This window comes from Xanthomonas sp. D-109, from assembly GCF_017746095.1.
Taxonomy (GTDB): Bacteria; Pseudomonadota; Gammaproteobacteria; order Xanthomonadales; family Xanthomonadaceae; genus Xanthomonas_A; species Xanthomonas_A sacchari.
The window spans coordinates 183,040-198,542 of sequence record NZ_JAGHWV010000026.1; the positions used below are offsets into that span (position 1 = coordinate 183,040).

Here is a 15,503-nt window from a genome sequence, read left to right on the forward strand (position 1 = left end):
ATGCTGCCACTTGGATATCGTCCGCTGACTAAGGGGGGGGCTGAAATGAAGGTGTTCATCAGCTCACTGATTTCTGGCATGGAAGCTGAGCGGGCGGCAGTCAAGCACGCCATTGAGGTTCTCGGTCATCAAGCCATCATGGCGGAGGACTTCGGAGCGCGGGCAAGCTCCCCTCAGGTCGCATGCCTCAATGGCGTGCGCGAGGCAGACCTTATCATCCTTGTTCTTGGGCCACGCTACGGCGCCAAGCAGGCAGGAGGCGTCTCTGCAACCCACGAAGAGGTGCATGAGGCCCGGGGCCGTAAGCCACTCCTGATGTTCGTGCAGTCGGGCATGGAAGCCGAACCGGATCAAGCAGACTTCATTAGAGAGATCGGCAATTGGCAAGGTGGTCAGCTTTGGGATGGCTTTGTCTCAGCGGATGACCTGGGGCAAAAGGCAACTCGCGCCATCCATCGGTTCCAGCTGACGCAGGCCGTGGCGCCCCTCGATCCCACAGGATTGCGCGATCGCGCACTGGCGCTCTTCCCACGGATTGAGCGTGGCTATCAGCAAAGTGGCACGGTCTTGCAGTTGGCTGTTGCGGCAGGACCTGACACAACGGTGCTTCGCCCCGCAGAGATGGAAGCACAGCCCCTTCTGGATGCCATCCAACAGCAAGCACTCTTCGGAAGACCAGCCATCTTCGATAGAAGCTTAGGGATGCAGTCGCGATTGGACGGCGAAGCCTTGGTCTTGGCCCAGGAAGGGCATCGTAGTGACGGGGCGTCGATCCGGCTCTGGCCGAATGGGGATGTTCTGCTGAGCTTGCCTGTGCCACCCCCTGAGCGCGGCATGGGGCTATCGGTCGTCTTGGAAGAAAGCATCGCTGAGAAGCTCGAAGCGGCGATCGCCTATGCCGCTTGGCTTCTGGGTCAGATTGACCCTACCGAACGGCTTACCCACGTGGTGCCGGCAGTGCGATTGATCGGAGAGCATGCCGGCGCTTGGAGGACTCGCGCTGAGCACGACGCCAGCCCGAACAGCATGCAAGTGCCTTGGCGACAGGGTGAGCACCAAGAACCTGTGCTCCTTTCACCGGCCCATCGAGTTAGGCAATCGCTATCCATGGACGCGCAGCGCATCGTGCAGGACTTAGTCGTGCTCTTGCGCCGCCGCTGGATCAACTGACACCCAACATGACGTCAACCGGGAGAAATCGATGAACATTCCCGCACAAGCTTTTGCAGATCGGCTTCCCAATGACCTATCACCTGGCAGCATCTTTCTGTTCCGAGAGAGTTGGGCAATGTTGGTCAACAATCAGCATGAAGAAGCCGAGCCTGTTCTCGCTTTCTTGATGCTCCAAGGCGAGCGCGCAGGCTGGCTTCTTAAGGTAGGAGACGGCATGGGTCCATGTCTGACTCTGGCCGAACCGTTTGGATGGTTCGCATCAGTGAAAGAGGGGATACCCCCAGCACATGATGTGGTGGATACCGCATCACTATCACTTACGTCAGCTGGGCCGGTGGTGGTTGGTCAGATCCATAGCCAATGGGGAGACGGAGACAAGATCGCCTTTGGCATGGACGGACAGCCCCTTGCTGACCATCCTAGTGGTGCGGTTAAGCGTTTTGCTCAATGGAGCGCTGAGCTTTGCCACACGACCCGTCCATTCGTCAGCTTGGGACGCATCTTTGAGGTCGATCTAACTGCTCGCTAGTTCCATCAGTTAGGCAACGAAAAGCGGCGAAAAATAGTGATCCCAAAAGCCTTGCGCTTCTCAAAATCTAGAGAAAGTGTTTCTTCAACATCAGGAGAAACGCATGGCCATCTACCACACCCGCATCAAAACTTACAGCCGAGCCAAAGGACATTCGGCGATCGCAGCTGCTGCTTATCGCGGCGGCTATTTGCTCACCGATCCCAAGTCAGGTGCGCGCCATGACTACCGGGGTAGGGTCGGCATCATCCAGGCGCGTTGCCTGGCGCCACCTGGTTCGCCGGCATGGGTAGATGACCCACAGGCGCTTTGGGCGGCTGCAGAAGCGGCGGAGCGACGGCACAACAGCACGGTGTGCCGAGACTTCGCCATTGCGCTGCCGCACGAACTTGATGACCTCAAGCGTTGGGACTTAGTGCTCGATATCGCACATTGCTTGATCGAGCGATACGGTTTTGCGTTGCAAGCGAGCCACCACCGACCGACCAAAGATGATCCTCGCTACTTCTATGCGCATTTGCTTGCGACAACTAGGCGCATGGAAGCCTCTGGTTTAACGCAGAAGACGCGCATTCTAGATGGGCGCATCAACGGCCTGGCTGAGATCCAGTGGATTCGCGCGATGATCGCTGAGCGCATCAATGCACACCTTTCGAAGGCTAGCATTGGCGAAGCGGTTGCGCATCGGCCCTTGACGGAACGCTTGGAAGCGATGCGAGGCAACGGGACCTTTGTGCAAGGGCAAGCAAGCTTTGAGCAGCTTCTGTCCCGCTATCGCCAAGAGGGGAGGCTGTTGAGCGTGCCGGATGGCCACAGGGCGGAACAGGCTCAGCGAGAGCGCCAAGGACTGGGCATGGACACACCTGCTGATGAGACCTCGGTGGCGAGGATGCCCGTCATGCGGGCACCCACTGACGGGCTCAGTTCAAGTAGGGACGACGAAGCTCAGTTAGCAGCCCAGGGAGATCCACACGACCATCCAGATAGTCGTTGAGCGCATTGGCCATGTGCTGATCAATGCCAAAGCCAGCCGCATGCTGTTGGGCGATCCAACCTTCGACATGGGTCTGGCGGAGTTGATGCTCTTGGTGGTCGAGGGGCGTAGCGGTGAGATGGACGGCAGAAGGCATGATGACAAATCCAGTGTTGAGGTCCTTCGATTCGTAGCAGAGAACACTTCGCCGTCAAGCCCGGGCACTTCGCCTGGTGATTGCTTGGTCAGAGCTTCAACTTCTCGTTGATCGCTTGACTAACAAGTTCGTACCAGCGGTTCATCTCCGTCTCGTTGCCAAACTTGATCGTCCACACCGGATGGTCAATGTCGCGAACATTGAGCGTGAGCGTGCCTTCATGACGAGAGTTGTGCCAGTGTTTTTCCCAAGCTCGCACATCGCTGAACTGATAAGTTTTGATGTCCCGGCCGGACCGCACCTTCACTGCTGAGCGAGCGGTAGAAAGCGCAATGTCGGTGTTCTTGTAGCCGTAGTAGCGCTGAAAATTCTCTTGAAAGTCAGCGCTTGCGCGTCGCGTTTTCAGCGTCTTGCTCATGGCGAGTGCGATCAAGGTGCCAGCGCCGAGCGCGAAGAAAAACAGCAGGTTCCAAATCGTCATGAGCGTTCCTTGTTGGGACTAAGGGCAAACGTTTGCGTCACTGGATACGACCGGTGACCTTCCAGATGCCTCCGATTTCGGCAAAGGTGTAGATCCCGTCCAACTCGTTCCCGAAGTCGTGCCCAGTTGCTTGAACTTTGGCGCTCACGTCGCACGAGTAGCTCGGTGCGCTTTCCGACTTCTCACACCTACTGCTTTCGAAGTCGCGGATCTTCGCGTTATCGCTGCCTTCCTCTTTCATGTATTGCAAGAAGGCTCGCTGTCGTTGGTCCTTGGAAGGCCCACCGCCTGAGCAACCAGCCAAGAAGACGATCAACATCCCGACAACGGTAAGGCGTGCGTTGCGCATACAAAGTTCCTAAGAGTGAGAGGGCGATGACTCGGCAATGGCGAGCTTGAACTTGACGCGCTGGCATGTTACTGAAAAAGTAACAGACACGACAAGTAGGAGGCGCCATGCTCGTTCGTCACATTGCATGCTTGTGGTCACCTTTTGGATCCGAACGACGACGCTCGCTTGATCTTTGCCAAACGTTTGCGGGAGGCGCGCCTTGCTGTTGGGCTGGCCCAAGAAGCCCTCGGCGGGGCGGTCGGGATATCCGCTGAGGTGGCCCGCACACGGATCAGTCGCTACGAGAACGCCGTCAACGAGTGCGACTTACGCACCGCTAAGCGCCTTGCCAGCGAACTGGACATGCCACTGGCTGCTCTATACGCAGAGACCCGCGAGATTGCCGAGGCCGTCACTGCGCTGACCAAGCTTTCCATAGATGAGCAGCGCAAAGAGGTCGCCCGATTGCAGCGCAAAGCTGGAATCAAAAAGCCGACATCGGCAGGCGCCGGCAAGCGTGGCAAGAAAAAATAAATTGCAGTTGTTTATCTATCGTTCATGTTCATAAAGGGGCCGTTGCTGGTCTCTTTGGGTGTCGACGCGAGTGCTTTGGTTGCGAGCGTTCGCCTCGCATACGGCTAAACCCCAAATCTGAAAGCAAGAGCGCACTGATGGTTTTCGATTCTCGAAAACCGTGCGCCGCCGACAGGTCGTCGGTGCGGTGGCCGTTGGCCACCTCGTTGATCGGCTTACGCCGCTCAACAGATCAAAAAACCCTGAGATTTTAGGCACACAAACGCCACTGCCATCGGCGCCTAGACAACTCGAAGATGCTCTTGTTTTATGTTTTCTCCACAAACATGAATAGGGGCCTAGATGGCTATTTATCACTCACACATGAAATCTTTTGGTCGCGGCAAAGGCGACTCATCCGTCGCGGCAGCAGCTTACCGAGCGGGCTTTGATCTGGTCGACGAGGCCACAGGTCTGCGCCACGAATACTCGCGCCGCTATGGTGTCGCTTTCGCGCAAATGCTTGCACCCAATGGCTCGCCCAGTTGGTGCTTCAATGCCGAGAAGTTCTGGAACGCAAACGAGGCGGCTGAGACCAGAAAGAACGCGCTTGTGGCTCGCGAGGTGGAGGTCGCGCTCCCGCAAAGCCTCACCGATGAGCAGCGTAAGGATCTGGCATTGAGCCTTGGGCAACTGCTGGTTGATCGTCACCAGGTTGCCGTTCTCGTTGCGGTCCATTTGCCGAGTCGCGATGGCGACCGGCGCAACCACCATGTCCACCTTCTGATGTCTTCGCGCCAAGTTGGACCGGGTGGCTTCGGTGAGCGCGCAGGAACGGAGTTCGACGCCAGGCAAGGAGAGGGCACGCGCGCGGTGCGAGCGCTTCGCAAAGAGATTGCGGCCGAGATCAACCGACACCTTCGAAGAGCGGGCATCCAGAAGACCGTCGATCCAAGGACCCTTCAAGCCCAAGCTCGGGAAGCAGCCTTGAACGGAGACTTCGAGCGCGCCCGGGAACTAACGCGCCGACCCGGCAAGCACATGGGCAAAGCGAAGGTCGCGCTGATGAGGAAAACCAACTTCACCGCAGAAGTGCAGGGCCGGCACGGGGCAGACGCAGCCATTGCGCTTTCGAACATCGTTGCTGCGCACATGAAAGCCAGTGGTGCGCTTGTGCAGCCAGTGCCGTCGTCACACAGTCACGCGTCAGCGCTTCGGGACCGATCTAAGGCACAGAGTTCGTCAGGGGGCAAAAGGCACCTCGCGCAGCCTAGAGCGCGGGCGGCGGGGCGCTTGCAACAGATCAAAGAACGCTTGGCCCGCCAACCCGCCCCCCGCCCAGGGCTCTACACCCCTTACAGTGGACAAGCTCGACATCTTGGTCGCGTGACGAGGCTTGCTCGCTCCTCGGGCCGACCAGACTCAGAGGTGCTCAATGCGGAAGCTCAGCTGATTGAGGATTGGCTGGAAGCTCAGCGAGAGGTAGCGCAGCAGTCTTTGGAAGTGCTCCGCCAGATCCCGGGCATCCAGATTGAGCCGGAGTTCGAGCGTGCTTACGCCACGCTTGTTTGCCGACGAGTCGATAGCTACCCCACTAAACCGTTCCTCTTCGAAGACACCGAGATGTTAGCCTGCTCAATCAGCAGGTATGCGCACACCTTGGTGCGGCCCTACAAGGCGCGCATGGCAGTGCTCGATGCACAGGCCAAGCTTGCCGAGCAAGAGGGCGATCCAGACACGAAAGTGGTGGCAAGAGCCCGGCAACGTGTGGCGCGAGCCAAGCTGCATGTATCCCCTCGGATCCAGGCGATCCAGGAGTGGCGGATCAAGCAGGCTAGGAAAGTGATGGTCGAAGCGGCTGAGGCTTTGGAAAAGAACTTCAAGATCCAGCCGGTCGAAGGGATGACGCCTGAGACAACAGTTGGGGATGTGCCTTTGCCTGATGGCGAGGCTGGAGTAGCGCATTGGGAGTTGAAGTTTCGTCCTCCGAAACCATCGATGTAGGGCGGAAGCGCCCAAAAATTAGTTGTGTAAAGCATCAAGACTACTTCTTCCAAAAAGGGGTAGTCCTGATTGCTCATTCGCATCTGACATTTGCTTTGCCTGAGCCCTCGCGCTGTTGGCCAAGCCCGGTGACCTTGGCGCTGATCTGTTCGGGAACAGCGTGATCAAGGTGTTTGAATGTTTCCAGTTTACGGGTCTTTTCAAGTTCACCTGCGCCCAGCGCGAGATGGCGCGTGGATTCTATGCCTGATGCAGCAAGCGTAAAATAAGGAACGTAAGAAAAATGCTCCGGTTTCCCGGAGCATTTTTTTGATCCGCCTAAACGGCGTTGAACGATGCAACTCAGTTTGATGAGTGGCTTTTTACTTTCTAAACCGACTAAACGTCGTAGAAGCTACTTCATTTCAATCCCCACGTATGGGGCAAGTGAGTATCTCATTTCAAGCCCCACGTATGGGGCAAGTGAGCATCTCTGCTCACAAAGGCAATCGATGTTTTGTTGCCGATGCATTCAAGCTAGGGTGTAAAAGAGCTTTGTCAAGTGTTTCGGTAAAAAATAATTGCAAACGACGTGCGCTTCTCAGCGTGGCTTCCTTATTTGGTTCTATAACTCGTTTTTTGGAAGCATTTACTTCCGCTACTAGATCGTAAGTGCTAAAGCTGAATTGATTCCTCAGGGCAAAGCTGTTGTGCTGCTGCCTACCGATTAGGCGATCCTGCCACCTCTCACCAATGTGAGGGCACCAGTCCTTCCTGCCGCCAATCTGCGACTTTGGTGATACCCACAAGATCGCCCCAGACTTCTTCATCGGCGTGGTCGAGGACGATGATCTGCAATGATCCTTTGTTGGCAAGGGCCTGAGTGGCCATCGCTTGAAAGATTCGCCTGACTGCTTGGATATCTTCTTGGTCAGTGAGCTTGACTGCCTGCCGGCCTGAGATTTGCTCAGCCGTGAGCTTTGGGAAATAAACCTGGCTGGGCTGATCGTAAACCAACAGGGAGGGCACGGGGCTTGGCCTGTTCTTGATGAAGAAGTGCTGCAAAGCCAGGGTGATGGCGACATGATAAGCCACCCAGTTAGCGCCGCTTCCGATCTCCCAGAGATAGTCGTGACGACCTTTTCGATAAACACGCACCGTCAGCTCTTTGGGATCGAGTCGGATTGGGCTATCAGCCCACTCCACATGCAACTGGGGGACAATGGAACTTGCGATGTTCTGGATCTCATCAAGAGCGCTTTCCGTTCGAGCCTGAATGGCGCGCTCTTGGATCTGTGCGCCAATCGCTGCAAGGTCCTCCCGAAGCTCTTTGATTGCTTGGTTAAGCAGGTCAGATTCATCCGCCTGTTCGTAGTGGCGAAGAGCCTGTTGCAGTGCGCCCAAAAAGCGTTCGACCGTTTTGGATCGCTCTATCTCGTGCCTAGCACGCTCCGAATTGGCTTCGTAGATGCGAATTTCTTGTCGCACCGCCGAAAGCTCACTCATGGCTTGCTCGGCTTCGGTCCTTTGACGCAGTAGTTCTGCGTCTAAGTTCGCTGCCGCCAGTGGCTTGCCTTGCAACTGCGTCTCGATGGCCGCTAACGCATTGCAAAGCTGATCGAGTGAATGCGCGGTTTCGCTCGCGAAGAGGAGAGGAGCGTCATGCCGCTCTTCAAGCGCAGTGCGCATCCAATGAGACAAGGACAAGCGATCGCGTTGGAGTCGGATGCCGTCCTCATACTCACTCGCGCCCTCCTGCAAGCGCCTGAGTTCCATCAAGCGCTGCCGGTTGGTTGAGGCTTTGCTCGCAAGTTCGCGTTCGCTGCGTCGGAGTGCTTCTAATGCTTCTAGCGTTCCCTCAATGCGCTTGATGGCGGGGGTGTCCGATCGCACCTCATGCTCTGCAATGTTGGCCAGTTCTTTGCGAATAGACTCCCAGCTGTCGTGCTGGACCTGACCAACTTCAAGGCCCAGTTCCTGAGCTTGCGTGATCCATGTTCTGCCCTCGGAGATGCGCCGCGAGGAAACTTCTCTGAGAGCTTGTGCTTCTTTCTCTAAGCTTCGAAGCTTTCGTGTCAGCATCGCGCTCTGTTGGCGCAGGGCCATGACCCTGGGCGTAATCGCTTTAAGAGCATAGGGCATGACCGTTTTGAGCTTCTCGCGGTGCTCGGTGGTATCGGCCTTGTAGAACAGCACGCCAGGGTTGGCAACGATGTTCTGAGGTTGGAAGACAAAGGCCGTCATGTCCCGGAACGACGGGCGCAGTTTAAAGCCATGATCTGTGTCGACATCAAATTCGAGCTGGGTCAAACCGGCGAGTCTGTCCAAAAGGGCGCGCACAGCCTCATCATTGCTGTTCTTCTGCGAGATCTTGTCCGGAACGGCTAATTCAAGACCTTCGGCAACGAACATGTCGCCGGTTGATTGCTGCGTTTCCGGCTCGCGGCGTGCCAGAAGCTTTTGGCCCTCGAAAGTCTCGATCACGATGCCAAACCAAGCGCACTTGTCTCGGATAACACCTACGGGGATGGTGCAAGACTTCGAGCCAAGGCAGTAGTCAATGATAGGAATGACGGCCGACTTTCCCGTCTTGGAGTGGCCAGTAATGACATTGACCATGCCTGGCGTGAACGACAGGATCCGAGGCTGCACATCGTCGTTTTTGGGCCAAAGAATAAGTTTGAGAAGTTGCAGGTGCATCAGAATGAAACTCGCAAGGTGGCAGCCACTTGTTCGATAGGAAGTCGAGAAAACCACACTCCAAATTTGCTAGAAAGTTCGCCCATCCTCCGCATGTCATCGGTGAGTCTGGATTTGGGCTTCAAGTTCGCAGCGAGGATCTCGGCGGTGTGAGCTTTAACCGCGATGAGCGTCGCAGCGCTTGCCAATGCTATTGAAGACAAGCTCAGCTCCTTGAGTGAAAGCATGCGCGTATGCACAGCAAAGAGATCTTCTTGGTGTGCACCAAGCTTGCTTGCATAAAGCGTAAGGCTAGACGAGGGGTAGGTGGCAGCACCAAGCTTTCGGCTTTGTTCATGCAGCACTAGTGGGAGCACTAAGAATGCCAGATGGAAGGGCATGTTCCGTCCCTCCTCTTTGAAATGGCCGAGTGCGGCTTGCCAGATGAGATAGGCGCCCAGGCTTGGGTTGTAAATGAGGTCAAGCTCGGATGGCCAGGATCGTGTGGCCTTGTTCCCTGGTGGGTTGTCGATGATCGGCATGGCTATTTTAGATGCGTTTTGTAGTTGGGATGCCACCCCAAAATCTGTCGATCAGCAAGATCGTTGAAGCAGCCACTGAGGAAGTAGTTAGGGACTGCGCGCGAATCCAACTCGACATGGATTTCCAGGCATTCCCAGTAGACCAAATGGCCTAACGCGATGTCCGTCAGATGAGAGCTTGTGATCTTGGATTTCTCGAAGATCGCTTTATGCCTGCGACAAAGCGTATCGTTCCAGCTGTCGAGCGACTCAGGTAGTAATGTTCCGTCGCTTCCCCACTTGGTTTTCGATGAGCTAGCATGCAAATAGTCGCTGACTGCGTTGATCTTGGTGTCGTCAGAAGCGTCAACAAGTTCTAGCTGGCGGATAAAAGTCGGCCGACTGGCAAATGTGCTTTGCACGGCCTCTTCGTCAGGTTTCTCGGGGGCGAAAAGTTCGAGCGTGGGAAGTTTGGTATGCCGGATGAAGTCTCGAACGATTTGCTGGAAATATCCGGCCGAAATTGCTGCTGGCTGCTTTGCGCGCAGGAGCTTATCCGACTGCCTCTTGGCCTCGCCGAGCGCAAACGACAGCACTCGCTCAACAACCATCGGGTCAAGGGCTTTCTTGAAATGCCCACGGATTTCATCCAGAGGATCTGCTTGTGAGATCAGGCAGAACTTCTTGATCAGTGCTACTTTGTCATCGGCGTTTGCTTTGAGGAGCGTTTGAATATAATTAGCACACGCTGGCTTCTTTTTGCAGCTAGTCAGTCGCGTCTCCAATGCCTTCAAAAAGGCCGCCGCGTCGGCGTCGCTTGATGCTTCGTGAAGCATCTGTGCCAGCTCGCCTGAATAAGCTGGCGTGACATAGAGGCAAAGCGATGCCAGTGAATCTGATGAAGGTGCTTCCTCAGTCAGCCAGTTGTGGATGGTCTTCCAAAGATCCTTCGCCCAGTCAGAGACTGGGTTTTGCGTGAGGCCACTCTTGCATTGTTCTAGGGTCCGACTTCCATTAGCGTTTCGAACGGAAACATCGTCGTCCTCTTCAAGGTAGACGACGCTGTCTTCTGGCTCTGACAATAGCCTGGCGCAATACCGTACGGTTTGCAGCCCAAACCCAAGGTAAGGTCCTGCGGCGCTGCTTTTCTTCTTTGGCATTCCCTGGTCCGACCCTGGCCCGACTCGATGATAGCGCGTCAAGCCCGCTTCTCGGTCGGTGAGCGCGAGAGATGCTAGCTGGTCCCCTGTTATCCCGATGCGGTGATGCAGCGACAGGACTTAGGGCCAGAGGGGCGACTGACCGCTACAAAGCTGCGACCATGCGTAAAGCCGGATCTGCTGAGCGGGCATGCCCAGCGCAGCCAGTCGCCCCGACATGACATCTGCGTCATCGAATTCAGAGATTGCCAAGTTGAAGCGCGCTTGTCGAACCGCCGGCACTTGAAGCATCGCTTCAAAGTAGGGGGCATCGACTTTGGATAAGGAATGACCCAGCAAATAGACTTCCTGGACGCTAGAAAGCCACTCAAAAAAACCGGCATGCTGTTGGACGAGCTTATATGACGGCTTAAAGGTCTTGGAGAAATACGCATCTAAGATTTCATGCACTTCGATCAATCGCGTGTCTAGGTAGGCCACATCAGGCCTGTCATTGAGCGAGCGACGCTCTTCGCTTCGCCAGGCATGGCCTAGGATGAGTTCCTCCTCGGCCATCTCCGCGCAACCATGTATATAAAGGATCTGCTGTCGAGGAATGCCATAAGTGCGCGTCAAGGTCGTCGTGTAATTGAAGGACAAAAAAGCGCCGGCCGGGTCTAGCACCTCAACCGGCTGCGCGGCCTGGCATAGTTGCGGAATTTGCAACTGTCTGATCCATTTTCCGAACAATGATCGGAGGTTGGTTGATAGCCGTTCGACCAACTTGTCGACTTCGTATTGAAAGTCGTGATGCCCCGAGTCACTCCAATCGTCGGAGGAGTAGCTGGGCGCGAGGTGCCCAAGGTCCTCGATGATTTGGTCAGGGTCGACCTCAGCTAGTGCGGCTTCTAGGTTTGCCCAACCCTCTTCCACGGGAAGGTATTCCTCGACTGCATCAAAGATCCAGGGGTCCTGTGCCCTCACGAAGCTTCGGAAGTCGCTAAAGCGGGATGGGATACTGTGATGTAAGTCAAAGCCGTTGCCGATGACAAAGAGCTTGGTAGGTAGCATCTGACAGATCCAGGCCGAGGGTAGAGCGGCTTTTTAGCACCGCTGCGAGGCTCCGGGCCGAGCATCAGCCGATTTCTGAGTGTCTCCGATCCCGCAAAGCCAAGATCCTAAGTGCTTCCGAGAGCTATACGTCCTGACTGCTCCCTTCTTAGGTTGTCCGGGTAGGGATTTCGCTTGCTTGAGTCATGTAGGCTCTGGTAGCTTCAGGTATCGTTTGAGGTATCGTTTTTGGGTCCCTGTTCTGCCTGAGAACTAGGCGGATCAATGGGTTAGGGTGGGCTGGGTTCTGTTCCCATCGCCCGCTCCAGTCTTCTTCTTGCCCCGCTACCTTTCTATTTGCGGATGGCTGAGGCGATCAGTGGCGTTGCTAGGATTTTCGGAGCGTGATCTTCTATGGATGGAAGTCGAGATTTGGCGTTGCTCGATCTGGTATTTGTGCCGAAACCTGGTCGCAAAGATGCTCCCGATGCCAATATTTGGCCGGGTGCTAATTTCTCTGTATTTACGCCTGCACTCTTAGAGCGGCCGCTCAAAACCCTTGAGGGCGAACAGGACTACGGTCGCTTTTCAATAGATCAGCAAGGTGCCTTGTTCCTGGCAGCTATCACTGCACGGCTTAGTCTGGTGTGCAGAGGCAGGAAGCCAATTAACGTCGTGGATCTTAGGGCGACTCCAGATCAAAGAGGCGCAATTCTTTCTACCCTTAACGCTGGACTTCCTTTGGCGCGAGGGCTTTTAGATTGGTCTCTTTCTTTTGCAAAAAAAGCTGGCAATACGCAGGTGCGTTGTCGCTCGGATAACGCCTGGATTGGCGGCTCAAGCCCCTCGACCGCATGGCTTGTGCTGCCAGCAGTTGAGAAATTGCCAGCCTTGATCGCTAATCTGGAAGCCTTCCTAAAAAATCGGGATCAGGGTGAGATTAATTGCGCGTACTTTGAAGCGATAGCTTATCAAATGCTGTGCATTCACGCGCTTAGCGATGGAAATGGGCGGGCGGCACGCGCGCTTCTAATAAATCTTGCGATGCATTATAGGAGCCTGTACCCGCTTTATGTCGCGCATTTGCTTTGTTTTGCCAAAGAGCGCGCCGGTTCTACATGGATGCGATCATCTGTTTCGCAGGCGGCGTCTAGGCAAAAGAAGACACTTGCTTGGCTTTCTCACTCCTTAAATATTCTTAGGTGTTGTGATTATTTGGTGTCTGAGGGCTTGGATCGTCGTGCTCTACAATCTCTCCTTGCCTACGGTTACGTTTCTAAGGAGACGCTCGTGTTAGGGAGGTGGGCATGCAGTCCGTCGCTTGCAGGAAAGTTATTGAGTCGTATTTCAGGTGTTTTGCAAGAAGAGCAGGGGATGTTTTACTCGCTTGAGCTTGAGCTTTTAATTATGGAAATTGTTTGCATGAACTATAAGGATATTTTATGAGGAAAAGTAAGGCGAAACTAAGCGGAGCCCGCGAAGTTTCTTTGAGGTCTGCTATCAAACGGACGATCTACATCAGTTTGGTAATCGCAGGGGCGTCGAGTGTATTGTCACCCTTGGCGTCCGCAACAGATACTGGTGGAACGACGGACTTGCCACCTATACAAGCCCTTCCGCCTGTAACACCACCTCCAATCGATAATCCTCCTCCGCCGCTTCCGCCTGGTGGGGATGGTGGCGAAGGTGAGGGGGATGGCGATTATGAACATGAGGTCGTCTGCCAAAATCTCAAAGCCACGAAACCGGCAATGTGCCCTAACCCTATACCTGTGCCGTCTGGCGCGGCCTATGCACAAGACAAACTTCCGGGCGCTGGGGTTAATGGCAAATCTACCGTATTGATGGCGATTGCTTACTCTCAAAACAGAGCTTATGGTCCCAATGGGGCCGTGTCTCAGGTTGATCCAACTGCAGCATGGGCAATGGATTTTGCCTTAAATAAACAGACCCAAAATTACGCGAATCCTGGCATGTCCTTCAAGGACGCGACCACGGTTTTTCGGAATGATTTGAAATCGGTATGTGAGTTGGAAAGCATGGGCTCCAGCAAGTATCGAATTGCTGGTCAGTTGACGGTTCCTGAATACTATTGTTTCCAAATTATGAAGGCTCTGGATGTTGAAGCTGACGATGAAATGAGCTTTATCCAGTTCTTCCTGGATTGGTCTAAGCGGTATGGGGTGCCCTTGGAGAGCTATGTGCCTGATCCGGTCGTTAGCTCCGCTAGTATGGATAATTCGCTTGGGGTAAAGTGGAAAGTTACTTCTGCCGATGCGGCTTGCTCTACTTGGTGGACCAATTTTCAGCAAAATCAATGCACTCCTTAAAGGCCGCAAGATGAAAACAAAGAAGATCTTTTTTGTAGCCAGTCTCGCCATTTGCGTGGCTGCATGCGGGAAGGCAGACGATCCGGCAGCAAAGAACACCTCCTCCAAGCAGCAACCAGCGGCGGCAGTCGGTACAGCGGGTGATGGAAAGTTGGCTGCAATTCCAGTTGGTGCCAACGGCACTGAATCCATGCAGAAAGATGCCAAGCAGTATCTCTGTCAAAGTGGGGCGGATTTATGTAAGGCTAGTGGGCCACTTGTTGCTAATACAGAAGCAGAAGCTCAGTGGCTCTTAGTAAATGGCTATCCTTCGGAGGCCGAACTGGCACGGCTGGAGAAAATGAGCTTGGAGCAGCTGAAGGTCGAAGCTCAATCTGGTAATAAAGCTGCTATTGTTGTCTATGGCAAGAAGACGGCAATCGAGGGCGGGCGATTTCAAGAAGGCCTTGGAATCCTTCGTGGCGCAGCATCTTCTGGTAGCTTGTATGCTTATTATGGGATATCTGAAGTTTATGCTAGTGATATAAAGGAAAAGAATCTTATTGATAGCGCAGCTTACTTGCGGCTTGCTTATCTTCTCGGGGACGGGAAAGCATCTGCAGATATTGCTTTGCGTGGGTTGAGCGGTGTGGAGAGCGTAGCCGCGGACGAACGTGCTGCGTCTCTATACAGGACTTTTGCCAAATATCAGCGGCCGTCTCCCAGGCCAATTGAGTGAGTTTCGCTAAATCCGGGTGAGTACGCTCATCCGGATTTTAGTTTTTACATATTTATTTTTGGTATTTTGTTGGCTGCGGGTACCTTGCTGCTATAAGTATGTGTTCGCATTTAATTTATAAATGCTGAGCGCGGGATGTGTTGGTTGTTCTGTTGTCGAAAGTGGATTTTTGCCGTCAAGCATTTGCGCGATGGATTTTTTGCCACCTACAGTACTAGCTGCCTGCAGTTTCGCCATTTCCGCCCAGCAGTTATCCGGCAATATCGGCGTTTCGGAAGAGCAGTTTTTTATCCTCTTACCAGAACTAGACGCGAAGCCCCAGCGTGTGATGGGTTTCGTTGAGGCGATGCAGGGTGAAGCGACCATCCTCGATCGCGATTTCATTCACGCAACACGGCTCCTGCTTGATGCGCCAGTAGCGCGCCAGCAGGAGTCCGAGGCATTGCAGCAGGAGTACCCGATTGATGCTGTCGTGGCCGACGAGGACCACGGTCTGGCCGTTGTGATGGTGCAGGATGTTCTGTAGCACGCGCATGGCGCGAACCAGGACATCCGCCAGCGTCTCGCCTCCCGGGATCACCGCGAGGTCCGGCATGGCGAACCAGGTCCGCGCCATCTCTGGCCAACCCGCACCCACCTCGTCGTGCGTCAGTCCCTGCCACTGGCCGTAATCGATGTCGCACAGGTCGTCCAGGATCGTGGCCGGCGCGCCGGTCGCCTGCGCGATCGCCGCACCGGTCCGCACGCACCGCGACAGCGGGCTGGTGTAGATCGCGTCCGGCGTCCAGCTTTGCGCGACCCGCGTCGCCAGCGCCGCGGCCTGCAGTTCGCCCAGCGCCGAGAGCGGCAGCTCCGCACGTCCGCGGAACCGCTCGGGTGCAATCCAGTCGACATGCCCATGGCGGGCGAGGATCAAGGTGGTCATG

General features: G+C 55.0%; 15 protein-coding genes. 8 read left to right on the plus strand and 7 right to left on the minus strand.

Annotated features, from left to right (window positions below; translation table 11 throughout):
• Window positions 1-45: 45 nt before the first annotated feature.
• The 3 genes from J7357_RS19430 (at window position 46) to J7357_RS19440 (ending at window position 2,696) form a co-directional block, all read left to right on the plus strand.
• On the plus strand, window positions 46-1,170 hold the full coding sequence (locus J7357_RS19430) for a DUF4062 domain-containing protein (protein ID WP_209249005.1): 1,125 nt from the start codon (window positions 46-48) through the stop codon (window positions 1,168-1,170).
• A gap of 31 nt (window positions 1,171-1,201) precedes the next feature.
• The gene (locus tag J7357_RS19435) at window positions 1,202-1,702 is read left to right on the plus strand and encodes a hypothetical protein (RefSeq protein ID WP_209249007.1); all 501 of its coding nucleotides are present in this window, start codon (window positions 1,202-1,204) and stop codon (window positions 1,700-1,702) included.
• A gap of 103 nt (window positions 1,703-1,805) precedes the next feature.
• Window positions 1,806-2,696: a MobA/MobL family protein gene (locus J7357_RS19440; RefSeq protein ID WP_209249009.1), complete on the plus strand. Its 891-nt coding sequence runs from the start codon at window positions 1,806-1,808 to the stop codon at window positions 2,694-2,696.
• A gap of 224 nt (window positions 2,697-2,920) precedes the next feature.
• On the opposite strand, the gene J7357_RS19445 is transcribed toward J7357_RS19440, so the two are convergent.
• Complete coding sequence (locus tag J7357_RS19445) at window positions 2,921-3,250, minus strand: hypothetical protein (protein ID WP_209249052.1); 330 nt, start codon at window positions 3,248-3,250, stop codon at window positions 2,921-2,923.
• 100 nt (window positions 3,251-3,350) lie between these two features.
• Window positions 3,351-3,662 (minus strand): hypothetical protein, encoded by a 312-nt coding sequence (locus J7357_RS19450; protein ID WP_019799220.1) that lies wholly within the window; start codon window positions 3,660-3,662, stop codon window positions 3,351-3,353.
• A gap of 144 nt (window positions 3,663-3,806) precedes the next feature.
• On the opposite strand from J7357_RS19450, the gene J7357_RS19455 reads away from it, so the two are divergent.
• Window positions 3,807-4,178, plus strand: a complete 372-nt coding sequence (locus J7357_RS19455) for a helix-turn-helix transcriptional regulator (RefSeq protein ID WP_019799221.1) — start codon at window positions 3,807-3,809, stop codon at window positions 4,176-4,178.
• Between the two features lie 342 nt (window positions 4,179-4,520).
• Window positions 4,521-6,161 (plus strand): MobA/MobL family protein, encoded by a 1,641-nt coding sequence (locus tag J7357_RS19460; protein ID WP_209249011.1) that lies wholly within the window; start codon window positions 4,521-4,523, stop codon window positions 6,159-6,161.
• 726 nt (window positions 6,162-6,887) lie between these two features.
• On the opposite strand, the gene J7357_RS19465 is transcribed toward J7357_RS19460, so the two are convergent.
• The 4 genes from J7357_RS19465 to J7357_RS19480 all read right to left on the minus strand — a co-directional run bounded on the left by J7357_RS19465 (window position 6,888) and on the right by J7357_RS19480 (window position 11,550).
• Window positions 6,888-8,840, minus strand: a complete 1,953-nt coding sequence (locus J7357_RS19465) for a DUF3732 domain-containing protein (RefSeq protein ID WP_209249013.1) — start codon at window positions 8,838-8,840, stop codon at window positions 6,888-6,890.
• Window positions 8,840-9,361, minus strand: a complete 522-nt coding sequence (locus J7357_RS19470; RefSeq protein ID WP_209249015.1) for a three component ABC system middle component — start codon at window positions 9,359-9,361, stop codon at window positions 8,840-8,842. Before J7357_RS19470 ends, J7357_RS19465 begins: the two co-directional genes overlap by 1 nt.
• Window positions 9,362-9,363: 2 nt before the next feature.
• A complete protein-coding gene (locus J7357_RS19475) occupies window positions 9,364-10,500 on the minus strand; it encodes an ABC-three component system protein (protein WP_209249017.1) in 1,137 nt (378 codons plus the stop codon).
• 120 nt (window positions 10,501-10,620) lie between these two features.
• Entirely contained in the window at window positions 10,621-11,550 is a 930-nt protein-coding gene (locus J7357_RS19480; RefSeq protein WP_209249019.1) for a bacteriophage abortive infection AbiH family protein, read from the minus strand.
• Window positions 11,551-11,961: 411 nt separating this feature from the next.
• Here J7357_RS19480 and J7357_RS19485 point away from each other — a divergent pair, with 411 nt between their 5' ends.
• Genes J7357_RS19485 through J7357_RS19495 form a run of 3 tightly spaced genes read left to right on the plus strand, consistent with a single transcriptional unit; the run spans window position 11,962 to window position 14,577 of the window.
• The gene (locus J7357_RS19485; RefSeq protein WP_244667671.1) at window positions 11,962-12,975 is read left to right on the plus strand and encodes a Fic family protein; all 1,014 of its coding nucleotides are present in this window, start codon (window positions 11,962-11,964) and stop codon (window positions 12,973-12,975) included.
• Window positions 12,972-13,859: a hypothetical protein gene (locus tag J7357_RS21450; protein ID WP_244667672.1), complete on the plus strand. Its 888-nt coding sequence runs from the start codon at window positions 12,972-12,974 to the stop codon at window positions 13,857-13,859. Before J7357_RS19485 ends, J7357_RS21450 begins: the two co-directional genes overlap by 4 nt.
• Before the next feature lie 10 nt (window positions 13,860-13,869).
• Window positions 13,870-14,577 carry a hypothetical protein gene (locus J7357_RS19495; protein ID WP_209249023.1) on the plus strand — a complete coding sequence of 236 codons (708 nt, stop codon included), beginning with the start codon at window positions 13,870-13,872 and terminating at the stop codon, window positions 14,575-14,577.
• 304 nt (window positions 14,578-14,881) lie between these two features.
• Here the strand turns inward: J7357_RS19495 and J7357_RS19500 are convergent, their stop codons facing one another.
• Entirely contained in the window at window positions 14,882-15,502 is a 621-nt protein-coding gene (locus tag J7357_RS19500) for a histidine phosphatase family protein (RefSeq protein WP_209249025.1), read from the minus strand.
• Window position 15,503: the final 1 nt, after the last annotated feature.